The organism is Proteus sp. TJ1640 (genome assembly GCF_003144445.1).
GTDB classification, from domain to species: domain Bacteria; phylum Pseudomonadota; class Gammaproteobacteria; order Enterobacterales; family Enterobacteriaceae; genus Proteus; species Proteus penneri.
On the sequence record NZ_PENY01000009.1, the window covers coordinates 1 to 23,598 of the forward strand.

Sequence of the window (23,598 nt, forward strand, 5' to 3'; positions counted from 1 at the left end):
AGGTGTTTTGTCTGAGAGACAAAGATTAATGAAGTAAGCTTGTTTAAGATTGAATATTGCTGGTTATGACGAGAAATCGAAGTAACGGGTAATAAAACCGACCAGTTTGTCTGGAACAAACTGGAACAGTGCGGAGCACTGGCCCCAAAGGGGTGAGTCTCAGGAAGAGACGAATAATTAAAGAATTTGAAGAATTCTGCTTGGCGGCCATAGCGCAGCGGTCCCACCTGATCCCATGCCGAACTCAGAAGTGAAACGTTGTAGCGCCGATGGTAGTGTGGGGTCTCCCCATGTGAGAGTAGGGAACTGCCAGGCATTAAATAAGACGAGAAAGCCAACCCAATGGGTTGGCTTTTTTGCGTTTAAGATATTTAAAATACAAATATACTTTCTCTTTTCTAATCACTTATCACTTTGCTATCCTCAATGATACTTGGCTGTTAAACTAAGCTATCAGCTAAATGAGGTAGACTTTCATGAAAGAATCGGTTTCATTGCAAGCATTTAATACATTTGGTTTGAGAGTAAAAGCTCACCAAATAGAAACTGCAAATAATAAAGATGAGCTTTGTACATATTGGCAAAATGCCCATGAGAAGAGATTACCAACCCTTATTCTAGGTGGCGGTAGTAACGTGCTATTTACTGAAGATTTTAATGGTATTGTTATCCGTAACTGTATTACTGGCATTGAAATTACTGAAGATGAACAATATTGGTCTATTCATGTTGGAGCTGGCGAGAGTTGGCATGCGCTTATTGAATATCTGTTAGAAAAAAATATCTATGGACTGGAAAATTTAGCGTTGATCCCTGGCAATGTTGGTTCTGCTCCAATACAAAATATTGGTGCTTATGGTAAAGAGCTGAAAGATGTTTGTGCCTATGTTGATATTGTTGAATTAAGCACAGGCAATATTAGTCGATTAACAAATGAAGAATGTGAGTTTGGTTATCGCGATAGTATTTTTAAACATCATTATCAACAAGGCTTTGCTATTATTGCTGTCGGTTTACTACTAAGTAAAAAATGGGAACCTATTCTTACTTATGGTGATTTATCAAAATTATCATTAGAAACTGTTACACCAAAGGATGTGTTCGAATCTGTATGCTTAATGAGAACAAGCAAGCTACCCGATCCAAAAATAACGGGTAATGCTGGAAGTTTTTTTAAAAACCCAATTGTTGATATTCGTATTGCACAACAATTAAAAACAGAATATCCATTTTGCCCTCAATATGTACAGCGAGATGGTGTGAAGCTTGCGGCAGGTTGGCTGATTGATCAATGTGGTCTTAAAGGGCATCAAATTGGTGGTGCGGCAGTCCACACTAAACAAGCACTGGTACTTATTAATAAAGAAGGCACCGCGACAGGTGAAGATATTGTGAACTTAGCCGCATATATTCGCCAGAAAGTCTCAGAACGCTTCGGTGTAAAATTAGAGCCAGAAGTTCGCTTTATTGGTCAATATGGCGAAATCAATGCAGTGGATGCTATTTCATGAAAGAAACACCAACTCCTTTATTATTAATTGAACTCCTTGCTGATGGAAATATTCATTCAGGAGAGCAATTAGGCGAAAGTTTAGGAATGACTCGAGCAGGCATTAATAAACATATTCAAACATTGCGTAGCTGGGGTATCGATGTTCAGACGGTTGCAGGAAAAGGATATCAATTAGATGCACCAATGAACTTATTGAACGCAGATATTGTGAATCAGAATATTAAAGGTGAGCCGGCTAGCGTTATTCCTGTTATAGATTCTACAAATCAGTATTTGATCCAACGTATCAGCGAATTAAAATCGGGTGATGTATGTATTGCTGAATACCAGTCTGCTGGGCGAGGTAGAAGAGGGCGTCAATGGATTTCGCCTTTTGGTAGAAATTTATATTTGAGTATGTATTGGAAACTCGATCAAGGGCCAGCTGCTGCAATAGGACTGAGTTTAGTTGTCGGCGTTATTATGGCTGAAGTATTGCAAAAACTTGGTGCAGATGGCGTTAAAGTTAAATGGCCTAACGACCTCTATTTAAATGATAAAAAGCTTTCAGGTATTCTTGTTGAGCTAACAGGGAAAACAGGTGATGTTGCTCATATTGTCACAGGTATTGGTATCAATATTGCGATGAGTAAAAATCAAAATGAAGCCATTAACCAGCAATGGATTAATTTGGAGCAAGTTGGTATTAAAATTGACAGAAATGAACTTGCTTGTGAAATTACTAATGCATTAAGAGAAGCATTTGTACAATTTGAAAAACAAGGGTTATTTGTGTTTATCGAGCGTTGGAAACGTTTAGATAACTTTATGGATCGCCGTGTAAAGCTTATTATTGGTGAAAAAGAGATCTTTGGTATTGCCAAAGGTATTAATGATCAAGGTGCTTTACTTTTAGAACAAAATGGAAAAATAATATCTTATATAGGTGGTGAAATTTCACTGAGAAGTGCACCATAATGCTTTAAATTGCATCGAAAATCTAAAACTAAAAAAGCTTTCCTAAACTGGAAAGCTTTTTATTTATCAATGCTATTTTTAATAACTAAAATATAATAATCCTTAGACCAAATGGTGATAATTGTTTAGATTTACTTACGTAATCGAACGTTAGTGATCGAATGATTTTGACCTTTAGTTAGTATAAGACTCGCTCTTTCTTTTGTAGGCAGGATGTTCTGTTTCAGATTTAAACCATTAATTTCTTGCCAAATCGAAGATGCTATTTCAATAGACTCTTCTCTGCTTAATTTTGAGTAATTATTAAAATATGACTCAGGATCAGTAAACGCACCCTCTCTAAATTTTAAAAAGCGACTGATGTACCAGTGTTTTAGTAATTCTTCTTCAGCATCAACATAAATGGAGAAGTCTACATAATCTGATACGAAAACATTATGTGGATCATGAGGATAATCCTGATTACTCTGTAATACATTTAATCCTTCAAGGATCAAAATATCAGGTTGTTCAATAACCTGTTCCTTATCTGGAATGATGTCATACACTAAATGAGAATAGACAGGGGCTGTTACTTGTTTTTTGCCTGATTTTATATCAGAAACGAAAGAGACAAGGCTATGCATATCATAGGATTCAGGAAATCCTTTCTTTTTCATTATTCCGCGTCTTTTTAACTCTGCATTAGGCAAAAGAAAGCCATCAGTAGTGATTAAATCAACTTTACGATGTTCTGGCCACCGGGTTAAAAGCGCTTGTAGCAAACGAGCTGTGGTACTTTTACCAACAGCAACACTACCCGCTATACCAATAATGTAGGGGATTTTGGCGCTTCGTGTTCCAAGAAACTGCTCTAAGACAGCTTGACGGCGCAAGTTAGAACTTATGTAAAAATTGAGTAATCTTGAAAGAGGAAGATAAATCTCAATTACATCATCAATAGAAATTTCTTCATTAATTCCTTTTAAATCAGCAATCTCTTTTTCGGTTAATGTTAAAGGAACGGAATCTCTTAACGTTGCCCAATGCTTTCTGTCAAACTCTAAATAAGGGGTTATAAAGCGTTCTTTGTTATTCATAAGCCAACATCTGCCTAATATTCGCAGGTTGGACAGGCTGTTTAAAACACCCGTATCCGATAAAAAATAAACAGCATCATAACGAGTGATGACTCTTAGGCGTAGATATTTTTTAAATTTTTTCTACTTTTTTTGACACGAACTGAATAAATTTGTAAAAAAAGTATAAAAAATAGTCATGAAAATAATTTTTTAGCGTAGACTAACAAAGGTGCAATCAATTTTTTTCTAAAAATTTATTGATGGTGAATAAATTCGGGAGTGATTAGCTAAATTAGCTTGCTAATCTAGCATGATTTTTTGTTGTCATTTTGGTCGTTTTTTTCCTAAAAAATCAACAATTCAATTAAAAGTGAACAAAATCTAAGCAAAAGAACGAATATCGCAATTTTTTTGTTGCATCATGATGAAAGTCCTCCTAGAATGCGCACCACTTAGCCGGCATAGCTCAGTTGGTAGAGCAACTGACTTGTAATCAGTAGGTCCCGAGTTCGACTCTTGGTGCCGGCACCATTAAAAATTAGGTTTGGTGGGATACCCAAGCGGCCAAAGGGAGCAGACTGTAAATCTGCCGTCACAGACTTCGAAGGTTCGAATCCTTCTCCCACCACCATTAATTCCAAACTTAAGTGTTTTAAATTAGTAAACACTTAAGTAGAATACAAAGCTGATTTTAAGTCAGGTAGCCGAGTTCTGCGGGCATCGTATAATGGCTATTACCTCAGCCTTCCAAGCTGATGATGCGGGTTCGATTCCCGCTGCCCGCTCCAGATGTGCTGATATAGCTCAGTTGGTAGAGCGCACCCTTGGTAAGGGTGAGGTCGGCAGTTCGAATCTGCCTATCAGCACCACTCCTTCATGTTCTTGCCTCCCTGATTAAAATCTTAACAAGCACTAGCAAATCGCTAATTTACTTACTGCTTGGTTGATGTGGTGTAACCACCGATTCCGTGTCTTAGAGGGACAATTTAAATGTCTAAAGAAAAATTTGAACGTTCAAAACCGCACGTTAACGTTGGTACTATCGGCCACGTTGACCACGGTAAAACAACTCTGACTGCTGCAATCACTACAGTTTTAGCTAAAACTTATGGTGGTGCTGCTCGTGCATTCGACCAAATCGATAACGCACCAGAAGAAAAAGCTCGTGGTATCACCATCTCTACTTCACACGTAGAATATGACACCCCAACTCGTCACTACGCACACGTAGACTGCCCAGGGCACGCCGACTATGTTAAAAACATGATCACTGGTGCTGCGCAAATGGACGGAGCTATCCTGGTTGTTGCTGCGACAGATGGTCCAATGCCACAAACTCGTGAGCACATCCTGTTAGGTCGTCAGGTTGGTGTTCCTTACATCATCGTATTCCTGAACAAATGTGACATGGTAGATGATGAAGAGTTACTGGAATTAGTAGAAATGGAAGTTCGTGAACTTCTGTCTCAGTACGATTTCCCAGGTGATGACACTCCAGTAATCCGTGGTTCAGCGCTGAAAGCACTGGAAGGCGAAGCAGAGTGGGAAGCAAAAATTGTTGAATTAGCAGAAGCACTGGATTCATACATCCCAGAACCAGAGCGTGCAATTGACAAACCATTCCTGTTACCAATTGAAGACGTATTCTCAATTTCAGGCCGTGGTACAGTAGTAACAGGTCGTGTTGAGCGTGGCGTAATCAAAGTTGGTGAAGAAGTTGAAATCGTTGGTATTAAACCAACAGCGAAAACAACTTGTACTGGCGTTGAAATGTTCCGTAAATTACTTGACGAAGGTCGTGCAGGTGAGAACGTTGGTGTTCTTCTGCGTGGTACTAAGCGTGAAGAAATCGAACGTGGACAAGTACTGGCAAAACCAGGTTCAATCAACCCACACACTAAATTTGAATCAGAAGTTTATATTCTGAGCAAAGATGAAGGTGGTCGTCATACACCATTCTTCAAAGGCTACCGTCCACAGTTCTACTTCCGTACAACTGACGTAACTGGTACTATCGAATTACCAGAAGGCGTAGAAATGGTAATGCCAGGTGACAACATCAACATGATCGTTGAACTGATTCACCCAATCGCGATGGACGACGGTTTACGTTTCGCTATCCGTGAAGGTGGCCGTACAGTAGGTGCGGGCGTTGTTGCTAAAGTATTAGGTTAATCACTAATCTACTTTAAGTTATAGAGAAAGGGCATCATTGATGCCCTTTTTTTGTATCTAAAAATAGCACTTTTTATCTTAGTTAAATCCCGTCCTCAATTTATTCTCTCATTATCATGAGAGTTTCTATATTAGTTAGAATATCTAAGTTAAATAGAAATTGAAATCATAATGGTTATCATTTACTATTCGGTGCGTGAGTAGTTAATGAGGTTGCTATTATGTACGTCTGTCTTTGCCATGGTGTGAGTGATAAAAAAATTATCTCCACAGTACACAAACATCAAATCCACACTATTAATGAATTACGTAAGATCTTACCTGTTGGTAGTTGTTGCGGTAAGTGTGTACGTCAAGCTCGTCAAATAATTGAAAGTGAGCAATCTATCCTTTACCCTCAAATTTCTGAAGTTGCATAACAAATTTTAAATTTCCTTTCTCTCCACTTTGTATAAAAGGTCTACACTAAAAAGACTGGAAGCAAAGGAGCATAAAAATGAAAGGTGATAAAAAAATGATAGCCCACCTTAATAAGTTATTAGGAGGTGAGCTTGTTGCAATTAATCAGTATTTCCTACATGCCCGAATGTTCAAGAATTGGGGTCTTACACGCCTTAATGAAATGGAATATCATGAATCCATAGATGAGATGAAACACGCCGATAAATATATCGAGCGTATCTTGTTCCTTGAAGGCATTCCAAACTTACAAGATTTAGGCAAACTAAACATCGGTGAAGATGTTGAAGAGATGCTACGTTCTGATTTGGAATTGGAATTAGGTGGTGCCAAAGATTTGCGTGAAGCTATTGCTTACGCAGATTCAATTCATGATTATGTCAGTCGTGATCTTATGCTAGAAATTCTAACTGATGAAGAAGGGCATATTGATTGGATTGAAACCCAGCTTGAACTTATCGAACGAATAGGGCTTCAAAACTATCTACAAGCTCAAATTATTGAAGAATAATCCATCATTCTTTAATGAATTTTGAGACGGTTTTTAAAGCAAAGGTGATGAAGGTTACCTTTGCTTTTTTTATTTTCGAAAAGATAAAATGAATTTTTATCGCTGATTTTTTATTCTTGGCTTGATTTCATCACTCAGGCAAGTATAATGCGCAGGCTCACTGATTTAGTGGGGCTGATTTATCAGCTAATGCAGATTTTTTATTGCATTAATATAATACTCCCGATTGGGGAGTTATATGCAGAACGATTACACTCTCTCATCAATCGAAATGGGTACGAGTAGTAATCATTTACGTTTATAAAAAATAGTTGGAGCTCTGGTCTCATGCAGAACCAAAGAATCCGTATCCGCCTGAAAGCTTTTGATCATCGTCTGATTGATCAATCAACTGCGGAAATCGTAGAGACTGCTAAGCGCACTGGTGCGCAAGTTCGTGGTCCAATCCCACTGCCGACTCGCAAAGAGCGTTTCACAGTGTTGATTTCTCCGCACGTTAATAAAGATGCGCGTGATCAGTATGAAATTCGCACTCACAAACGTCTGGTTGACATCGTTGAGCCAACCGAGAAAACCGTTGATGCTCTGATGCGTCTGGATCTGGCTGCCGGCGTAGACGTGCAGATCAGCCTAGGTTAATCAGGTCATCAAGCGATTGAGAGGTTGAAACAATGATTGGTTTAGTCGGTAAGAAAGTAGGAATGACTCGTATCTTCACTGAAGATGGCGTTTCAATCCCTGTAACCGTTATCGAAATTGAAAACAACCGTGTTACTCAGGTCAGAGATCTAGAGAAAGACGGTTATCGTGCCATTCAGGTGACTACTGGTAGCAAAAAAGCTAACCGTGTACTGAAACCTGAAGCAGGTCATTTTGCTAAAGCTGGTGTTGAAGCTGGCCGCTTACTACGTGAATTCCGTCTGAATGAAGGCGAAGAATATACTGTAGGTCAAAGCATTAGCGTAGAAATTTTCGCTGACGTTAAAAAAGTCGACGTTACTGGAACATCTAAAGGTAAAGGTTTTGCTGGTACTGTAAAGCGCTGGAATTTCCGTACTCAAGATGCTACCCACGGTAACTCCTTGTCTCACCGTGTTCCGGGTTCTATCGGTCAGAACCAGACTCCGGGTAAGGTGTTCAAAGGCAAGAAAATGGCAGGTCAACTGGGTAACGAACAAGTTACCGTTCAGAGCCTGGAAGTAGTACGTGTTGACGCTGAGCGCAACCTGCTGCTGGTCAAAGGTGCTGTTCCAGGTGCAACTGGCAGTGACCTGATCGTTAAACCAGCTGTCAAGGCGTAACGTCGAGGAGATAGGAATGGAATTGGTAATGAAAGACGCGCAAGGCGCGCTGACTGTTTCCGAAACTACCTTCGGGCGTGACTTTAACGAAGCGCTTGTGCATCAAGTAGTCGTTGCATACGCTGCTGGTGCTCGTCAAGGTACTCGTGCTCAGAAAACTCGTGCTGAAGTTTCTGGTTCAGGCAAAAAGCCTTGGAGACAGAAAGGTACAGGTCGTGCACGTTCAGGTTCAATCAAGAGCCCAATTTGGCGCTCTGGTGGTGTTAGCTTCGCAGCTAAACCACAGGACCACAGTCAAAAAGTAAACAAAAAGATGTACCGTGGTGCTCTGAAGAGCATTCTGTCTGAACTGGTACGTCAAGATCGTCTGATCGTCGTAGAGAAGTTCTCTGTTGAAGCGCCTAAAACTAAGCTTTTAGCACAGAAACTGAAAGATATGGCTCTGGAAGATGTTCTGATCATCACTGCTGATTTAGATGAGAATCTGTATTTAGCAGCACGCAACTTATATAAAGTTGACGTACGTGATGCAGCAACAATCGACCCTGTTAGCTTAATCGCCTTCGACAAAGTCGTCATGACTGCTGACGCTGTGAAGCAAGTTGAGGAGATGCTGGCATGATCCGTGAAGAACGTCTGCTGAAAGTACTGCGCGCGCCGCATGTATCTGAAAAAGCTTCTATCGCGATGGAAAAATCAAACACCATCGTTCTCAAAGTTGCTAAAGACGCGACCAAAGCAGAGATTAAAGCAGCTGTACAAAAACTGTTTGAAGTCGAAGTTGAAAGTGTTAACACTCTGCTGATGAAAGGCAAAGTGAAACGTCACGGTCAGCGTATTGGTCGTCGTAGCGACTGGAAAAAAGCTTACGTCACCCTGAAGGAAGGCCAGAATCTGGACTTCGTCGGCGGCGCTGAGTAAGTCGGAGGAGTAAAGAACAATGGCAATTGTTAAATGTAAACCTACGTCTCCGGGCCGTCGCCACGTAGTTAAAGTGGTAAACCCTGAGCTGCATAAAGGGAAACCTTATGCGCCATTGCTGGAAAAGAACAGCAAGTCCGGTGGTCGTAACAACAATGGTCGTATCACTACCCGTCACATCGGTGGTGGTCACAAACAGGCTTACCGTATTGTTGACTTTAAACGCAACAAAGATGGTATCCCTGCGACAGTAGAACGTCTGGAATATGATCCAAACCGTTCAGCTAACATCGCTTTAGTGCTGTATGCTGATGGTGAACGTCGCTACATTCTGGCTCCAAAAGGCCTGAAAGCGGGTGATAAAGTTCAGTCTGGCGTTGATGCTGCTATCAAAGCGGGTAACACCTTACCAATGCGTAATATCCCGGTTGGTTCTACAGTTCATAACGTAGAAATGAAACCAGGTAAAGGTGGTCAGTTAGCTCGTTCAGCTGGTACTTACGTTCAGATCGTTGCTCGTGATGGTGCTTATGTCACTATCCGTCTGCGTTCTGGTGAAATGCGTAAAGTTCCTTCTGATTGCCGTGCAACTATCGGTGAAGTTGGCAACTCTGAGCACATGTTACGCGTTCTGGGTAAAGCTGGTGCAAGTCGCTGGCGTGGTATTCGTCCTACCGTTCGCGGTACTGCGATGAACCCAGTCGATCACCCACATGGTGGTGGTGAAGGTCGTAACTTTGGTAAACACCCAGTAACACCTTGGGGCGTTCAAACCAAAGGTAAGAAGACTCGTAAAAACAAACGCACTGAACATTTCATCGTTCATCGTCGTACTAAGAAATAATTAGAGGATAAGCCATGCCACGTTCTCTCAAGAAAGGTCCTTTCATTGACCTGCACTTGCTGAAGAAGGTAGAGAAAGCGGTGGAAAGCGGTGACAAAAAGCCTGTTAAGACTTGGTCCCGTCGTTCAACGATCTTTCCTAACATGATCGGTTTGACCATCGCTGTCCATAATGGTCGTCAGCATGTTCCAGTTTACGTTTCCGACGAAATGGTTGGTCACAAACTGGGTGAATTCGCGCCGACCCGTACTTATCGCGGTCATGCAGCCGATAAAAAGGCTAAGAAAAAATAAGGTAGGAGGAAGAGATGGAAACTATCGCTATGCATCGCCACGCTCGTTCTTCTGCTCAGAAGGTTCGCTTGGTAGCTGACCTGATTCGCGGTAAGAAAGTGTCGCAAGCTCTGGAAATTTTAACCTTTACCAACAAGAAAGCTGCTGGTTTAGTGAAGAAAGTACTGGAGTCTGCTATTGCTAATGCAGAACACAACGATGGCGCTGACATTGATGATCTGAAAGTAGCTAAGATCTTTGTTGACGAAGGTCCTTCTATGAAGCGCATTATGCCTCGTGCAAAAGGCCGTGCAGATCGTATTCTGAAGCGCACCAGCCACATCACTGTGGTTGTGTCTGATCGCTGAGACTCTGGAGACTAGCAATGGGTCAAAAAGTACATCCTAATGGTATCCGCCTTGGCATTGTCAAGCCTTGGAATTCCACATGGTATGCGGGTACCAATGAATTCGCTGACAACCTAGACAGCGATTTTAAAGTACGTCAGTACTTAACTAAAGAACTGGCTAAAGCATCTGTATCTCGTATCGTTATCGAACGTCCTGCGAAAAGCATCCGTGTGACTATTCACACTGCTCGCCCAGGCATCGTTATCGGTAAAAAAGGTGAAGATGTTGAAAAACTGCGCAAAAACGTAGCGGATATCGCTGGCGTTCCTGCGCAAATTAATATCGCCGAAGTACGTAAACCTGAACTGGACGCAAAATTAGTTGCTGACAGCATCACTTCACAGCTGGAACGTCGTGTTATGTTCCGTCGTGCTATGAAGCGTGCGGTACAGAATGCTATGCGTTTAGGCGCTAAAGGTATTAAAGTGGAAGTAAGTGGTCGCTTAGGTGGCGCTGAAATCGCTCGTACTGAATGGTATCGTGAAGGTCGTGTACCTCTGCACACTCTGCGTGCAGATATCGACTACAATACCTCAGAAGCACAAACCACTTATGGTGTGCTCGGCGTTAAGGTATGGATCTTCAAAGGTGAGATCCTGGGTGGTATGGCTGCAGTTGAACAGGCGGAAAAACCGGCTGCTCAACCTAAAAAGCAGCAGCGTAAAGGCCGCAAGTAAGGAGAGTCGCTGATGTTACAACCAAAGCGTACAAAATTCCGTAAAGTGCACAAAGGCCGCAACCGTGGCTTAGCTGCTGGTGCGGATGTAAGCTTCGGGACTTACGGTCTTAAAGCTGTGGGCCGTGGTCGTCTGACTGCACGTCAGATCGAAGCGGCACGTCGTGCAATGACCCGTGCAGTTAAGCGTCAGGGTAAAATCTGGATCCGTGTGTTCCCAGACAAACCAATCACTGAAAAGCCGCTCGAAGTCCGTATGGGTAAAGGTAAAGGTAACGTTGAGTATTGGGTTGCCTTAATCCAGCCAGGTAAAGTCCTGTATGAAATGGATGGTGTGCCTGAAGAACTGGCCCGTGAAGCATTCAAGCTGGCGGCAGCAAAACTGCCTATCAAAACCACCTTTGTAACTAAGACGGTGATGTAATGAAAGCAAAAGAGCTGCGCGAAAAGAGCGTTGAAGAGCTGAACACAGAACTGCTGAACTTACTGCGCGAGCAGTTTAATCTGCGTATGCAGGCAGCAAGTGGTCAGTTACAACAGTCTCATCTGTTGAAACAAGTGCGTCGTAATATCGCACGCGTTAAGACTTTACTGACTGAGAAGGCGGGTGCGTAATGACCGATAAAATCCGTACTCTGCAAGGTCGTGTAGTTAGTGACAAAATGGAAAAATCTATTGTCGTTGCTATCGATCGTATGGTTAAACACCCATTATATGGTAAGTTTATCCGTCGTACGACCAAACTGCATGTACATGACGAGAACAACGAATGTGGAATTGGTGACGTAGTAGAAATTCGTCAAACACGTCCACTATCTAAGACTAAGTCTTGGGCGTTAGTTCGCGTTGTAGAAAAAGCTATTCTGTAATAAAATAGCCTTTTCGTACGAAATAAACGGCTCAAAACTGAACGAGCCGTTTATTTTTTCTGTCCATATCGAGAATGTGGTGTTATAATGCCGCTCCCTCGTATTATGGGATATTGAACGGCCTCTTCTAATGTGGAAGTGGCTCAGTAGTAGTTGACATTTAGCGGAGCACTAAAATGATCCAAGAACAGACTATGCTGAACGTGGCCGACAACTCCGGTGCACGTCGCGTAATGTGTATCAAGGTTCTAGGTGGCTCGCACCGTCGCTACGCAGATGTAGGTGACATCATCAAAATTACCATCAAGGAAGCAATTCCACGTGGTAAAGTTAAGAAAGGTGATGTACTGAAAGCGGTAGTGGTGCGCACCAAGAAGGGTGTTCGTCGCCCTGACGGTTCTGTCATTCGCTTCGATAGCAACGCTTGTGTATTGTTAAACAACAACAGCGAGCAAGTTATTGGTACGCGTATTTTTGGGCCGGTTACTCGTGAACTTCGTAACGAGAAGTTTATGAAAATAATCTCTCTGGCACCTGAAGTACTCTAAGGAGCAGGCAATGGCAGCGAAAATCCGTCGTGAAGACGAAGTTATCGTGCTGACTGGTAAAGATAAAGGTAAGCGCGGTAAAGTAAAACAGGTTCTTTCTTCTGGTAAAGTTATCGTTGAAGGTATCAATCTGGTTAAAAAACATCAGAAGCCAGTTCCGGCTCTGAACCAACCAGGTGGCATCGTTGAAAAAGAAGCTTCTATCCAAGTTTCTAACGTTGCAATCTTCAATGCGGCAACCGGCAAGGCTGACCGTGTAGGTTTTAGATTCGAAGACGGCAAAAAAGTTCGTTTCTTCAAGTCTAATAAAGAAACTATCAAGTAATTTGGAGTATACGATGGCGAAACTGCATGATTACTACAAAGACGAGGTAGTCCAAAAACTGATGTCTCAGTTTGGTTACCATTCTGTCATGCAAGTCCCTCGGGTCGAGAAGATCACCCTGAACATGGGTGTTGGTGAAGCTATTGCTGATAAAAAACTGCTGGACAATGCAGCAGCTGATTTAGCAGCAATCTCAGGTCAAAAACCTTTGATCACCAAAGCACGCAAATCTGTTGCAGGCTTCAAAATCCGCCAGGGCTATCCGATCGGCTGTAAAGTGACCCTGCGTGGCGAACGCATGTGGGAGTTCTTTGAACGCCTGATCTCTATTGCTGTACCACGTATCCGTGACTTCCGTGGTTTGTCCGCTAAATCATTTGATGGACGTGGTAACTACAGCATGGGCGTACGTGAGCAAATCATCTTCCCTGAAATCGATTACGATAAAGTGGATCGTGTTCGTGGTTTGGATATTACCATTACTACGACTGCGAAATCAGATGATGAAGGTCGCGCACTGTTAGCAGCGTTTAACTTCCCGTTCCGCAAGTAAGGCAGGGCATTCATGGCTAAGAAATCTATGAAAGCACGTGATGTAAAACGTGCGAATTTAGCTGAGAAATTCTTCGCAAAACGCGCAGAACTGAAAGCTATCGTTTCAGATGTGAACGTGTCTGACGAAGATCGTTGGAATGCTGTTCTGAAACTGCAAACTATGCCACGTGATTCAAGTCCTTCACGTCAGCGTAACCGCTGCCGTCAAACTGGACGTCCGCACGGTTTCCTGCGGAAATTTGGCCTCAGCCGTATTAAAGTCCGTGAAGCCGCTATGCGCGGTGAAATCCCGGGCCTTAGAAAGGCTAGCTGGTAATTACCATAATTGAATCACGGGAGTAAAGACAGATGAGCATGCAAGATCCCATCGCGGATATGCTGACCCGTATCCGTAACGGTCAGGCCGCGAATAAAGTTGCGGTCACAATGCCTTCCTCCAAGCTGAAAGTGGCGATTGCCAACGTGCTTAAGGAAGAAGGTTATATCGAAGATTTTAAAATTGAAGGCGACACTAAGCCAGAACTGGAAATTATTTTAAAATATTTCCAAGGTAAGGCTGTAGTAGAAAGCATTCAGCGCGTAAGCCGTCCTAGTCTGCGCATCTATAAAAGAAAAGATGAGCTGCCACAAGTTATGGCAGGACTGGGCATCGCTGTTGTTTCTACCTCAAAAGGTGTTATGACTGATCGTGCAGCTCGCCAAGCAGGTCTTGGTGGCGAGATTATCTGCTACGTAGCTTAATTCGGGAGGAAAGAATGTCTCGTGTGGCAAAAGCACCCGTCGTCATTCCTGCCGGCGTAGAGGTTAAACTCAACGGTCAGGTAATTACGATTAAGGGTAAAAACGGCGAGCTTACTCGTACTATCCATAATGCAGTTGAAATTCAACATGCTGACAACCAATTAACTTTCGCACCTCGCGATGGTTTTGCTGATGCATGGGCACAGGCGGGTACTACTCGTTCTCTGTTAAATGCAATGGTTGTAGGTGTTACCGAAGGCTTCACTAAGAAACTGCAACTGGTAGGTGTAGGTTATCGTGCGTCTATTAAAGGCAATGCGGTTAACTTATCAGTAGGTTTTTCACATCCAGTGGAACACCAACTGCCAGCAGGCATCACTGCTGAATGCCCAACACAAACTGAAATCGTGCTGAAAGGTGCGGATAAGCAAGTGATTGGTCAAGTAGCAGCTGAACTGCGTGCTTACCGTCGCCCTGAACCTTATAAAGGTAAAGGTATTCGTTACGCCGACGAAGTTGTGCGTATCAAAGAGGCTAAGAAGAAGTAAGGTAACACTATGGATAAGAAAGCAGCTCGTATCCGTCGTGCGACCCGCGCACGCCGTAAGCTCCAGGAATTGGGTGCGACTCGCCTGGTGGTACACCGTACCCCTCGCCATATTTATGCGCAGGTTATTGCACCAAACGGTTCTGAAACTTTGGTGGCCGCTTCTACTACAGAAAAAGCTATCATTGAGCAACTGAAAAACACTGGAAACAAAGAAGCAGCAGCGGTAGTTGGTAAAATTATTGCTGAACGCGCTCTGGAAAAAGGTATCAAAGTAGTATCATTTGACCGTTCCGGTTTCCAATATCATGGTCGAGTCCAGGCACTGGCAGATGCTGCCCGTGAAGCTGGCCTTCAGTTCTAAGGTAGGAGTGTAAGATGGCTCACATCGAGAAACAAGCTGGCGAACTGCAGGAAAAGCTGATCGCGGTAAACCGCGTATCTAAAACCGTTAAAGGTGGTCGTATCTTTAGCTTCACCGCTCTTACAGTAGTTGGTGATGGTAATGGCCGCGTTGGTTTTGGATATGGCAAAGCTCGCGAAGTTCCGGCAGCAATCCAGAAAGCGATGGAAAAAGCCCGTCGCAATATGAAAACCGTCTCTTTAAACAACGGTACTCTGTTCCACCCTGTTAAAGGTACTCACACAGGCTCACGCGTATTTATGCAGCCTGCTCATGAAGGTACCGGTATCATCGCAGGTGGTGCAATGCGTGCAGTTCTAGAAGTGGCTGGCGTTCGTAACGTACTGGCTAAAACCTATGGTTCCACTAACCCGATTAACGTGGTTCGTGCAACACTGGACGCTTTAGATAGCATGAAGTCTCCAGATATGGTCGCAGCTAAGCGTGGTAAATCCGTTGAAGAAATTCTGGGGTAATGACCATGGCTAAGACTATTAAAATTACTCAAACACGCAGCTTAATCGGTCGTTTGCCTAAACATAAGGCAACGATGACAGGTTTAGGTCTGCGTCGCATCGGTCACACTGTAGAACGCGAAGATACACCAGCAGTTCGCGGTATGATCAACTTGGTTTCCTATATGGTTAAAGTTGAGGAGTAAGAGATGCGTTTAAATACTCTGTCTCCGGCTGAAGGTGCCAAGCATGCGCCTAAACGTGTAGGTCGTGGTATCGGTTCTGGCTTAGGTAAAACTGGCGGCCGTGGTCACAAAGGTCAGAAATCTCGTTCTGGCGGTGGCGTACGTCGTGGTTTTGAAGGCGGCCAGATGCCTTTATATCGTCGTTTACCAAAATTTGGTTTTACTTCACGTAAATCATTCGTGACTGCGGAAATCCGTCTGTCTGATTTAGCTTACGTTGAAGGCGATGTAATCGATCTGAATGCACTGAAAGCCGCAAACGTTGTTGGCCCACAGATTGAATTTGCAAAATTAATTCTGTCTGGCGAGGTTAACCGTGCAGTGACTATTCGTGGTCTGCGTGTTACCAAAGGTGCCCGTGCAGCAATCGAATCAGCTGGCGGTAAAATTGAGGAATAAGTGACAGATGGCTAAACAACCAGGTTTAGATTTTCAGAGTGCTAAAGGTGGTGTTGGTGAACTAAAACGCAGACTTTTGTTTGTTCTTGGTGCACTTATTGTCTTTAGGATTGGCTCTTTTATTCCTATCCCTGGTATTGATGCCACTGTGCTTGCCAAATTGCTCGATCAGCAAAAAGGCACCATCATTGAAATGTTTAACATGTTCTCTGGTGGTGCTCTTAGCCGTGCTTCTATCTTTGCGCTGGGTATCATGCCTTATATTTCGGCATCGATTATTATCCAACTCTTATCAGTGGTTAACCCTCGGTTAGCAGAGATTAAGAAGGAAGGGGAGGCCGGTCGTCGTAAGATCAGCCAATATACCCGTTATGGTACTTTGGTGCTGGCGATATTCCAATCAATTGGTATCGCAACAGGCTTACCGAATATGCCAGGAATGCAAGGTCTGGTAATTAATCCAGGTCTACCATTCTATATTACGGCTGTTGTGAGCTTAGTCACTGGGACAATGTTCCTAATGTGGTTAGGTGAGCAAATCACTGAACGTGGTATTGGTAACGGTATCTCAATCATTATCTTTGCAGGTATCGTTGCAGGTCTTCCACCTGCCATTGGTCAAACCATCGAGCAGGCGCGGCAAGGCGAACTGCACTTCCTCCTGTTATTGTTGGTTGCAGTATTGGTGTTCGCGGTTACTTTCTTTGTTGTTTTTGTAGAAAGAGGACAACGTCGTATCGTTGTTAACTATGCAAAACGTCAACAAGGGCGTAGAATATACGCGGCACAAAGTACACATCTACCACTTAAAGTAAATATGGCGGGTGTTATACCAGCAATTTTTGCTTCAAGTATTATCCTGTTTCCTGGTACAATAACCTCTTGGTTTGGCGATGGTACAGGGTGGGGTTGGCTGACTACGATTTCTTTAAATCTACAGCCTGGTCAACCTATTTATGTGTTACTATACGCTGCTGCAATCATATTCTTCTGTTTCTTCTATACGGCGTTGGTTTTCAACCCAAGAGAAACGGCAGATAACCTGAAGAAGTCCGGTGCATTTGTACCAGGAATTCGCCCGGGAGAGCAGACGGCTAAATATATAGATAAAGTAATGACACGTTTAACCTTAATCGGTGCCTTGTATATTACCTTTATCTGTCTCATCCCGGAGTTCATGCGTGACGCAATGAAAGTACCTTTCTATTTTGGTGGTACTTCCCTCTTAATCGTGGTTGTAGTCATCATGGATTTTATGGCTCAAGTGCAAACTCTCCTGATGTCAAGTCAGTATGAGTCTGCATTGAAAAAAGCAAATCTTAAAGGTTAATTACTGATAAGCGATTTGTTTTAGAAGTTACGGAGAGTAAAAATGAAAGTTCGTGCTTCCGTCAAGAAAATGTGCCGTAACTGCAAAATTGTTAGACGTCACGGTCACGTGCGTGTAATTTGCAGCGTCGAGCCTAAGCATAAACAGCGTCAAGGCTAATTTATTGCATTTTTTTCTTGCAAAGTTCGGTTGAGCTGGCTAAATTAGCCAGCCCAATCTTTTATAATATATACAGTATTGTTTGAGTATCCTGAAAACGGGCTTTTCAGAATAGTACTGTATAACTGCTAATTTAGGAGTGCATAGTGGCCCGTATAGCAGGCATTAACATTCCTGATCATAAACATACTGTAATCGCATTAACTTCGATTTACGGTATCGGTAAGACCCGCTCACAGGCTATCTGTGTAGCTGCTGGTATTGCTGAAAATGTTAAGATCAGTGAGCTGTCTGAAGAGCAAATCGACAAGCTGCGTGACGAAGTTGCCAAATACGTTGTAGAAGGTGATCTGCGTCGTGAAGTTACCCTGAGCATCAAACGTCTGATGGATCTTGGTACTTACCGTGGTTTACGTCATCGTCGTGGTCTACCAGTTCGCGGTCAGCGTACTAAGACTAACGCACGTACCCGTAAGGGTCCGCGTAAGCCGATCAAGAAATAATCGGGGTATTTGAACAATGGCAAAAGCACCTATTCGTGCACGTAAGCGTGTAAGAAAACAAGTCTCTGACGGTGTGGCTCATATCCATGCTTCTTTCAACAACACAATCGTTACTATTACCGATCGTCAAGGTAACGCATTGGGTTGGGCTACTGCCGGTGGTTCCGGTTTCCGTGGTTCTCGTAAATCTACTCCGTTCGCGGCTCAGGTTGCAGCAGAACGTTGCGCTGAAGCTGTTAAAGAGTACGGAATTAAGAACTTGGAAGTTATGGTTAAAGGACCTGGTCCTGGTCGTGAGTCAACTATCCGTGCATTAAACGCGGCTGGTTTCCGCATCACTAATATTACTGATGTGACTCCGATTCCTCATAACGGTTGTCGTCCACCGAAAAAACGTCGCGTTTAATAACGTTTTCGTTTTTAGGAAAGTTGGAGAAAGAAAATGGCAAGATATTTGGGTCCTAAGCTCAAGCTGAGCCGCCGTGAAGGTACAGATTTATTTCTAAAATCTGGCGTTCGGGCGATTGACACCAAGTGTAAACTGGAACAAGCACCAGGTCAGCATGGCGCACGTAAACCGCGTCTTTCTGATTACGGTGTTCAGTTACGTGAAAAACAAAAAGTACGTCGTATTTACGGTGTTCTAGAGCGTCAATTCCGTAACTACTACAAAGAAGCAACTCGTCTGAAAGGCAACACAGGTGAAAACCTGCTGACTCTGCTGGAAGGTCGTCTGGATAACGTTGTTTATCGTATGGGCTTTGGCGCAACTCGCGCAGAAGCACGTCAGATGGTTAGCCATAAAGCAATCATGGTAAATGGTCGCGTGGTTAACATTGCTTCTTATCAGGTTTCCCCGAATGACGTAGTCAGCGTTCGTGAAAAATCGAAAAAACAGTCTCGTATTAAGGCTGCTTTAGAGCTGGCTGAACAGCGTGAAAAGCCAACATGGCTGGAAGTTGATGCTGCTAAGATGGAAGGTGTGTTCAAGCGTATTCCTGAACGTACTGACTTGTCTGCTGACATTAACGAGCACCTGATCGTCGAGCTTTACTCCAAGTAAGGCTTAGCACCAAAGAGAGGACACAATGCAGGGTTCTGTGACAGAGTTTCTAAAACCGCGCCTGGTTGATATCGAGCAAGTCAGTTCGACGCACGCCAAGGTGACCCTTGAGCCATTAGAGCGAGGCTTCGGCCATACTCTTGGTAACGCACTGCGCCGTATTCTGCTTTCGTCTATGCCGGGTTGTGCGGTAACAGAGGTTGAGATTGATGGTGTACTGCATGAGTACAGCACCAAAGAAGGTGTTCAGGAAGATATCCTAGAAATACTGCTCAACCTTAAGGGGTTGGCGGTAAAAGTTCATGGTAAAGATGAAGTTATTCTTACTTTGAGCAAATCTGGCATTGGCCCTGTTATTGCAGCCGATATCATCCATGACGGTGATGTCGAAATCGTCAAGCCGCAGCACGTTATCTGCCACCTTACAGACGAAAACGCATCTATTAACATGCGTATCAAAGTTCAGCGTGGTCGTGGTTATGTGCCGGCTTCTGCCCGAATTCATTCGGAAGAAGATGAGCGCCCTATCGGTCGCCTTTTAGTAGATGCGTGCTATAGCCCAGTTGAGCGTATTGCTTATAATGTGGAAGCAGCTCGTGTTGAACAGCGTACCGACTTGGATAAGCTGGTAATCGAGATGGAAACTAACGGTACTATCGATCCAGAAGAATCGATTCGCCGTGCAGCGACTATCCTGGCTGAACAGCTTGAAGCTTTTGTTGACTTACGTGATGTTCGTCAGCCAGAAGTTAAAGAAGAGAAGCCAGAATTCGATCCTATCTTACTGCGCCCAGTAGACGATCTTGAATTGACTGTCCGCTCTGCTAACTGTCTGAAGGCAGAAGCAATCCACTACATCGGTGATCTGGTACAGCGTACTGAAGTTGAATTACTTAAGACGCCTAACCTTGGTAAGAAATCTCTTACTGAGATTAAAGACGTACTGGCGTCGCGTGGTTTATCTCTTGGCATGCGCCTTGAGAATTGGCCACCTGCAAGTATCGCTGATGAATAAGATCACAGGTTAAGGTTTTACTGAGAAGGATAAGGTCATGCGCCATCGTAAGAGTGGTCGTCAATTGAACCGCAACAGCAGCCATCGTCAGGCTATGTTTCGTAACATGGCAGGTTCTTTAGTTCGTCATGAGATCATCAAGACAACTTTGCCTAAAGCGAAAGAACTGCGTCGCGTCGTTGAGCCGCTGATTACTCTTGCCAAGACCGACAGCGTAGCTAATCGTCGTCTGGCATTCGCCCGTACTCGTGATAACGAAGTCGTGGCAAAACTGTTTACAGTATTAGGTCCGCGTTTTGCGAGCCGTGCAGGTGGTTACACTCGTATTCTGAAGTGTGGCTTCCGTGCTGGTGACAACGCTCCAATGGCTTACATTGAGCTTGTTGACCGTACTGATTCTGAAACAGAAGCAGCAGCTGAATAATTTAATTATTATTTAGTGAAGCGAATAAAAAAACCGGATTTTTAATCCGGTTTTTTTACGTTTATTGAAAATGATAATTACTAAATTATTTTTTGTAAAAATAACTTATCAACTCATACTCTAACCTTTCTATTTGTTATTCCTTACTTTTTTATTTGTTTTTGTGTTGCATCATAATTATTTTTTGTGATTTCAGCATACTGCTATTTTGATAAGATAAGCTTCGCACTATATTTCAATTCTATTCTTTTGATTATTTGCTATGCTTATTCATCATTTAAAGTGAGGGAATGATCCATGTATCGTATTGGACAAGTTGCAAAATTAGCGAATGTGACAACAGATACAATCCGTTTTTATGAAAAACAAGGATTGATGGATCATGACAGACGAACAGAAGGCGGTTATCGTCTATATACAGAGCAAGATCTCCAACGTTTACGTTTTATTCGTTATGCAAAAGAGTTGGGGTTTACATTAGACGCGATTACAGAGCTACTTTCTATTCGGGTTGATCCTGCTCATCACACTTGTGTTGAGTCAAAGCATATTGTTGATGCAAGACTTGCTGAAGTGGAAATTCGCTTGAAAGAAATGGAAAGAATGCGAGATTCATTGAAGATGTTGAGTAATGCATGTTGTGGTAGTGCTCATGAAAGTACTTATTGTTCTATTCTTGAAATACTTGAATCTGGAGCTACAAAGCAATAATATTTGTACCGTGTTACGTTTTATGTTCTTTAATAATTTAAGAGGTTTTTATGTCTAGCAAATATCAGCACCAGAAAGGTGTTATTAAAGATAATGCTTTAGCGGCACTTGTTCATGATCCACTATTTAGACAACGAGTGGAAAAGAATAAGAAAGGAAAAGGAAGTTATATGAGAAAAGCAAAACATGATAAGAAAGGTAACTGGGAGGCCAGTGATAACAAAAGATTTTTTCAATTGTTATCACTGGCCTTTTAGTTTTTATTTTTGCTGATTTTTTAATAAATCACGAATTTCTGTTAATAACGTTTCTTCTGCGGAAGGAGCCGGTGGTGCTTTAGGTGCCTCTTCTGCTTGACGACGTGTTTTGTTAATTAATTTGATTGCACAGAAAATTGCAAATGCAATAATAGCAAAGTCAAATACAGTTTGAATGAACATACCATAATTAAGTACAACCGCTGGTACATCCCCATTAGCCTCTCTTAAAATAAGGCTAAACTGTTTGAAATCGATACCACCGATTAATAAACCTAGAGGTGGCATAATAATATCAGCAACTAATGATGACACAATCTTACCGAAGGCTGCACCAATGATGACACCGACTGCCATGTCAACAACGTTGCCTTTCATTGCAAATTCACGAAACTCTTTGAAAAAAGACATAACCACCCCTTATTTATCTATGCATAGATTTATTATGTAAAAATATAGTATCTAATATGATAATAGTAGATCATTACAAGCAACAATCACTACTATTCTTATTTCTACGTGGTTTTATAAGAAAAATGGGCTAGGTTGGAAAAGTTTTTCAACTTCAGGGACATATTTTTTATCAGTGATAAACATAATTACATGATCCCCCTGTTCTATAGAGTGACTTGCGTTCGCAATAATAACATCTTGCTCTCTAACAATTGCGCCAATGATGGTTCCAGGTGGTAGCTTTATATCTTGTATACGGCGACCAACAACTTTCGATGTATTTTCATCACCATGTGCCACAGCTTCGATTGCTTCTGCAACACCTCGTCGTAATGATGAAACACTAACGATATCTGCTTTACGAACATGGCCTAAAAGTGCAGAAATAGTTGCTTGTTGTGGTGATATTGCAATATCAATAACCCCTCCTTGGACTAAATCAACATAAGCACTACGTTGAATAAGTACCATCGCCTTTTTTGCGCCCATTCTTTTGGCCAACATTGCTGACATAATATTGGCCTCATCATCATTAGTCAGTGCGATAAAGACATCGATTTGTTCTATATGTTCTTCAGCAAGAAGTTCTTGATCTGATGCATCACCATAAAAAACGATGGTGTCATGGAGTAGCTCAGCCAGTTCTGTTGCACGTTGCTGATTATGTTCAATAAGCTTGACGCTATAATCTTTTTCTAATCTTGCGGCTAAACCTGCACCGACATTACCACCACCAACAATCATGATGCGTTTATAAGGTTTTTCTAATCGTTGTAATTCGCTCATTACTGCGCGAATATGCTGAGATGCGACAACAAAGAAAACTTCATCTCCAGCTTCAATAATTGTGGAGCCTTGAGGTCGGATAGGTCTATCTTGACGAAAAATCGCTGCAACGCGTGTATCAATATGTGGCATATGATCACGCAATGTTGATAACGCATTTCCAACAAGAGAACCACCATAATACGCTTTTACCGCAACGATACTGACTTGACCATCGGCAAAATTAACAACTTGTAAGGCACCGGGGTATTGGATTAATTTATAAATATAATCAATAACCAAATGCTCTGGTGAGATTAAATAATCAATGGGAATAGCTTCTGGGAGAAAGAGTTTGTCTGCTTCACGAACAAATTCAGAAGCACGTATTCGAGCAACTTTATTGGGCGTATTAAACAAAGTGTAAGCAACTTGGCACGCTATCATATTGGTTTCATCAGAGTTGGTGACGGCAACCAGCATATCTGCATCTTCAGCACCTGCTTCTCTTAAGACCCTTGGGTGAGATCCATGTCCATTGACTACTCGTAAATCGAATTTATCTTGAAGTTGGCGTAAGCGATCTGCATTAGTGTCAACGACAGTAATATCATTATTCTCCCCGACAAGATTTTCAGCGAGAGTACCACCTACTTGACCAGCGCCTAAGATAATAATTTTCATCGTAATTTCTCAAAGTATTCGATTAACAAATAGAAAAGAAACGCAAG

At 42.6% G+C, this 23,598-nt stretch carries 38 protein-coding genes, 4 tRNA genes and 1 rRNA gene; 40 read left to right on the forward strand and 3 right to left on the reverse strand.

Features of this window, described 5'->3' with window-relative positions:
• Window positions 1-199 precede the first annotated feature (199 nt).
• The 3 genes from rrf (at window position 200) to birA (ending at window position 2,470) form a co-directional block, all read left to right on the forward strand.
• A 5S ribosomal RNA gene (gene rrf, locus DK861_RS02795) occupies window positions 200-315 on the forward strand.
• 161 nt (window positions 316-476) lie between these two features.
• A complete protein-coding gene (murB, locus tag DK861_RS02800) occupies window positions 477-1,511 on the forward strand; it encodes a UDP-N-acetylmuramate dehydrogenase (RefSeq protein WP_109399203.1) in 1,035 nt (344 codons plus the stop codon).
• Entirely contained in the window at window positions 1,508-2,470 is a 963-nt protein-coding gene (gene birA / locus DK861_RS02805; RefSeq protein ID WP_109399204.1) for a bifunctional biotin--[acetyl-CoA-carboxylase] ligase/biotin operon repressor BirA, read from the forward strand. Before murB ends, birA begins: the two co-directional genes overlap by 4 nt.
• A 131-nt stretch (window positions 2,471-2,601) precedes the next feature.
• Here birA and coaA read toward each other — a convergent pair whose 3' ends face one another.
• The gene (coaA, locus tag DK861_RS02810; RefSeq protein ID WP_072062991.1) at window positions 2,602-3,549 is read right to left on the reverse strand and encodes a type I pantothenate kinase; all 948 of its coding nucleotides are present in this window, start codon (window positions 3,547-3,549) and stop codon (window positions 2,602-2,604) included.
• Between the two features lie 437 nt (window positions 3,550-3,986).
• Here coaA and DK861_RS02815 point away from each other — a divergent pair.
• The 37 genes from DK861_RS02815 (at window position 3,987) to DK861_RS02995 (ending at window position 21,649) form a co-directional block, all read left to right on the forward strand.
• Window positions 3,987-4,062: transfer RNA gene (locus tag DK861_RS02815), tRNA-Thr, on the forward strand.
• A 15-nt stretch (window positions 4,063-4,077) separates the two neighbouring features.
• Window positions 4,078-4,162: transfer RNA gene (locus DK861_RS02820), tRNA-Tyr, on the forward strand.
• 82 nt (window positions 4,163-4,244) lie between these two features.
• Window positions 4,245-4,319 (forward strand) — tRNA-Gly (locus tag DK861_RS02825).
• A 5-nt stretch (window positions 4,320-4,324) separates the two neighbouring features.
• Window positions 4,325-4,400, forward strand: a tRNA-Thr gene (locus DK861_RS02830).
• A 121-nt stretch (window positions 4,401-4,521) separates the two neighbouring features.
• Window positions 4,522-5,706 (forward strand): elongation factor Tu, encoded by a 1,185-nt coding sequence (tuf, locus tag DK861_RS02835; protein WP_006535489.1) that lies wholly within the window; start codon window positions 4,522-4,524, stop codon window positions 5,704-5,706.
• A 221-nt stretch (window positions 5,707-5,927) separates the two neighbouring features.
• Window positions 5,928-6,125 carry a bacterioferritin-associated ferredoxin gene (gene bfd / locus DK861_RS02840; RefSeq protein ID WP_072062990.1) on the forward strand — a complete coding sequence of 66 codons (198 nt, stop codon included), beginning with the start codon at window positions 5,928-5,930 and terminating at the stop codon, window positions 6,123-6,125.
• 77 nt (window positions 6,126-6,202) lie between these two features.
• Window positions 6,203-6,676 (forward strand): bacterioferritin, encoded by a 474-nt coding sequence (gene bfr, locus DK861_RS02845; protein ID WP_006535491.1) that lies wholly within the window; start codon window positions 6,203-6,205, stop codon window positions 6,674-6,676.
• 327 nt (window positions 6,677-7,003) lie between these two features.
• On the forward strand, window positions 7,004-7,315 hold the full coding sequence (gene rpsJ, locus DK861_RS02850; protein WP_001181005.1) for a 30S ribosomal protein S10: 312 nt from the start codon (window positions 7,004-7,006) through the stop codon (window positions 7,313-7,315).
• Between the two features lie 32 nt (window positions 7,316-7,347).
• The gene (gene rplC / locus DK861_RS02855; protein ID WP_023583465.1) at window positions 7,348-7,977 is read left to right on the forward strand and encodes a 50S ribosomal protein L3; all 630 of its coding nucleotides are present in this window, start codon (window positions 7,348-7,350) and stop codon (window positions 7,975-7,977) included.
• 16 nt (window positions 7,978-7,993) lie between these two features.
• A complete protein-coding gene (rplD, locus tag DK861_RS02860) occupies window positions 7,994-8,599 on the forward strand; it encodes a 50S ribosomal protein L4 (protein WP_072062989.1) in 606 nt (201 codons plus the stop codon).
• On the forward strand, window positions 8,596-8,898 hold the full coding sequence (rplW, locus tag DK861_RS02865; RefSeq protein WP_004246962.1) for a 50S ribosomal protein L23: 303 nt from the start codon (window positions 8,596-8,598) through the stop codon (window positions 8,896-8,898). Before rplD ends, rplW begins: the two co-directional genes overlap by 4 nt.
• Window positions 8,899-8,917: 19 nt before the next feature.
• Window positions 8,918-9,742: a 50S ribosomal protein L2 gene (gene rplB, locus DK861_RS02870; protein ID WP_006535497.1), complete on the forward strand. Its 825-nt coding sequence runs from the start codon at window positions 8,918-8,920 to the stop codon at window positions 9,740-9,742.
• A 14-nt stretch (window positions 9,743-9,756) separates the two neighbouring features.
• Window positions 9,757-10,035 carry a 30S ribosomal protein S19 gene (rpsS, locus tag DK861_RS02875; RefSeq protein ID WP_004246960.1) on the forward strand — a complete coding sequence of 93 codons (279 nt, stop codon included), beginning with the start codon at window positions 9,757-9,759 and terminating at the stop codon, window positions 10,033-10,035.
• A gap of 14 nt (window positions 10,036-10,049) precedes the next feature.
• On the forward strand, window positions 10,050-10,382 hold the full coding sequence (gene rplV / locus DK861_RS02880) for a 50S ribosomal protein L22 (protein WP_006535498.1): 333 nt from the start codon (window positions 10,050-10,052) through the stop codon (window positions 10,380-10,382).
• A gap of 17 nt (window positions 10,383-10,399) precedes the next feature.
• Window positions 10,400-11,101 carry a 30S ribosomal protein S3 gene (rpsC, locus tag DK861_RS02885; protein ID WP_023583467.1) on the forward strand — a complete coding sequence of 234 codons (702 nt, stop codon included), beginning with the start codon at window positions 10,400-10,402 and terminating at the stop codon, window positions 11,099-11,101.
• Window positions 11,102-11,113: 12 nt separating this feature from the next.
• Window positions 11,114-11,524, forward strand: a complete 411-nt coding sequence (rplP, locus tag DK861_RS02890; RefSeq protein ID WP_006535500.1) for a 50S ribosomal protein L16 — start codon at window positions 11,114-11,116, stop codon at window positions 11,522-11,524.
• Window positions 11,524-11,715 (forward strand): 50S ribosomal protein L29, encoded by a 192-nt coding sequence (gene rpmC / locus DK861_RS02895; protein WP_004238624.1) that lies wholly within the window; start codon window positions 11,524-11,526, stop codon window positions 11,713-11,715. The genes rplP and rpmC overlap by 1 nt, the downstream gene beginning before the upstream one ends.
• On the forward strand, window positions 11,715-11,969 hold the full coding sequence (rpsQ, locus tag DK861_RS02900) for a 30S ribosomal protein S17 (RefSeq protein WP_072062988.1): 255 nt from the start codon (window positions 11,715-11,717) through the stop codon (window positions 11,967-11,969). Before rpmC ends, rpsQ begins: the two co-directional genes overlap by 1 nt.
• Window positions 11,970-12,145: 176 nt before the next feature.
• The gene (gene rplN / locus DK861_RS02905) at window positions 12,146-12,517 is read left to right on the forward strand and encodes a 50S ribosomal protein L14 (RefSeq protein WP_004246955.1); all 372 of its coding nucleotides are present in this window, start codon (window positions 12,146-12,148) and stop codon (window positions 12,515-12,517) included.
• 10 nt (window positions 12,518-12,527) lie between these two features.
• A complete protein-coding gene (gene rplX / locus DK861_RS02910) occupies window positions 12,528-12,842 on the forward strand; it encodes a 50S ribosomal protein L24 (RefSeq protein WP_006535502.1) in 315 nt (104 codons plus the stop codon).
• 13 nt (window positions 12,843-12,855) lie between these two features.
• Window positions 12,856-13,395, forward strand: a complete 540-nt coding sequence (gene rplE / locus DK861_RS02915; RefSeq protein ID WP_004246952.1) for a 50S ribosomal protein L5 — start codon at window positions 12,856-12,858, stop codon at window positions 13,393-13,395.
• A 12-nt stretch (window positions 13,396-13,407) separates the two neighbouring features.
• A complete protein-coding gene (rpsN, locus tag DK861_RS02920) occupies window positions 13,408-13,713 on the forward strand; it encodes a 30S ribosomal protein S14 (RefSeq protein ID WP_006535503.1) in 306 nt (101 codons plus the stop codon).
• A 32-nt stretch (window positions 13,714-13,745) separates the two neighbouring features.
• Window positions 13,746-14,138 carry a 30S ribosomal protein S8 gene (rpsH, locus tag DK861_RS02925; protein WP_072062987.1) on the forward strand — a complete coding sequence of 131 codons (393 nt, stop codon included), beginning with the start codon at window positions 13,746-13,748 and terminating at the stop codon, window positions 14,136-14,138.
• 14 nt (window positions 14,139-14,152) lie between these two features.
• Window positions 14,153-14,686, forward strand: a complete 534-nt coding sequence (rplF, locus tag DK861_RS02930) for a 50S ribosomal protein L6 (RefSeq protein WP_036933221.1) — start codon at window positions 14,153-14,155, stop codon at window positions 14,684-14,686.
• A 9-nt stretch (window positions 14,687-14,695) separates the two neighbouring features.
• Window positions 14,696-15,049, forward strand: coding sequence for a 50S ribosomal protein L18 (gene rplR, locus DK861_RS02935; protein ID WP_006535507.1), 354 nt, complete (start codon window positions 14,696-14,698; stop codon window positions 15,047-15,049).
• Between the two features lie 14 nt (window positions 15,050-15,063).
• Window positions 15,064-15,564, forward strand: a complete 501-nt coding sequence (gene rpsE / locus DK861_RS02940; protein WP_006535508.1) for a 30S ribosomal protein S5 — start codon at window positions 15,064-15,066, stop codon at window positions 15,562-15,564.
• A gap of 5 nt (window positions 15,565-15,569) precedes the next feature.
• Window positions 15,570-15,749 carry a 50S ribosomal protein L30 gene (gene rpmD, locus DK861_RS02945; RefSeq protein WP_036914634.1) on the forward strand — a complete coding sequence of 60 codons (180 nt, stop codon included), beginning with the start codon at window positions 15,570-15,572 and terminating at the stop codon, window positions 15,747-15,749.
• A 3-nt stretch (window positions 15,750-15,752) separates the two neighbouring features.
• A complete protein-coding gene (gene rplO / locus DK861_RS02950) occupies window positions 15,753-16,187 on the forward strand; it encodes a 50S ribosomal protein L15 (RefSeq protein ID WP_004246944.1) in 435 nt (144 codons plus the stop codon).
• Window positions 16,188-16,194: 7 nt separating this feature from the next.
• Entirely contained in the window at window positions 16,195-17,517 is a 1,323-nt protein-coding gene (gene secY / locus DK861_RS02955; protein WP_006535510.1) for a preprotein translocase subunit SecY, read from the forward strand.
• A 42-nt stretch (window positions 17,518-17,559) separates the two neighbouring features.
• On the forward strand, window positions 17,560-17,676 hold the full coding sequence (rpmJ, locus tag DK861_RS02960; RefSeq protein WP_071788572.1) for a 50S ribosomal protein L36: 117 nt from the start codon (window positions 17,560-17,562) through the stop codon (window positions 17,674-17,676).
• Between the two features lie 146 nt (window positions 17,677-17,822).
• Window positions 17,823-18,179 carry a 30S ribosomal protein S13 gene (gene rpsM, locus DK861_RS02965; RefSeq protein WP_036914623.1) on the forward strand — a complete coding sequence of 119 codons (357 nt, stop codon included), beginning with the start codon at window positions 17,823-17,825 and terminating at the stop codon, window positions 18,177-18,179.
• Window positions 18,180-18,195: 16 nt separating this feature from the next.
• Window positions 18,196-18,585, forward strand: a complete 390-nt coding sequence (gene rpsK / locus DK861_RS02970; protein ID WP_002919257.1) for a 30S ribosomal protein S11 — start codon at window positions 18,196-18,198, stop codon at window positions 18,583-18,585.
• 36 nt (window positions 18,586-18,621) lie between these two features.
• The gene (gene rpsD / locus DK861_RS02975; RefSeq protein ID WP_004246942.1) at window positions 18,622-19,242 is read left to right on the forward strand and encodes a 30S ribosomal protein S4; all 621 of its coding nucleotides are present in this window, start codon (window positions 18,622-18,624) and stop codon (window positions 19,240-19,242) included.
• Window positions 19,243-19,267: 25 nt separating this feature from the next.
• Complete coding sequence (gene rpoA / locus DK861_RS02980; protein WP_006535513.1) at window positions 19,268-20,257, forward strand: DNA-directed RNA polymerase subunit alpha; 990 nt, start codon at window positions 19,268-19,270, stop codon at window positions 20,255-20,257.
• 37 nt (window positions 20,258-20,294) lie between these two features.
• Window positions 20,295-20,681 carry a 50S ribosomal protein L17 gene (gene rplQ / locus DK861_RS02985; protein ID WP_109399205.1) on the forward strand — a complete coding sequence of 129 codons (387 nt, stop codon included), beginning with the start codon at window positions 20,295-20,297 and terminating at the stop codon, window positions 20,679-20,681.
• Between the two features lie 297 nt (window positions 20,682-20,978).
• Window positions 20,979-21,392, forward strand: coding sequence for a Zn(2+)-responsive transcriptional regulator (zntR, locus tag DK861_RS02990; RefSeq protein WP_069368787.1), 414 nt, complete (start codon window positions 20,979-20,981; stop codon window positions 21,390-21,392).
• Between the two features lie 50 nt (window positions 21,393-21,442).
• Entirely contained in the window at window positions 21,443-21,649 is a 207-nt protein-coding gene (locus DK861_RS02995; protein ID WP_023583475.1) for an alternative ribosome-rescue factor A, read from the forward strand.
• Window positions 21,650-21,652: 3 nt separating this feature from the next.
• On the opposite strand, the gene mscL is transcribed toward DK861_RS02995, so the two are convergent.
• Entirely contained in the window at window positions 21,653-22,060 is a 408-nt protein-coding gene (gene mscL, locus DK861_RS03000; RefSeq protein ID WP_006535517.1) for a large-conductance mechanosensitive channel protein MscL, read from the reverse strand.
• A gap of 114 nt (window positions 22,061-22,174) precedes the next feature.
• Window positions 22,175-23,551, reverse strand: coding sequence for a Trk system potassium transporter TrkA (gene trkA, locus DK861_RS03005; RefSeq protein ID WP_069368788.1), 1,377 nt, complete (start codon window positions 23,549-23,551; stop codon window positions 22,175-22,177).
• Window positions 23,552-23,598 lie beyond the last annotated feature (47 nt).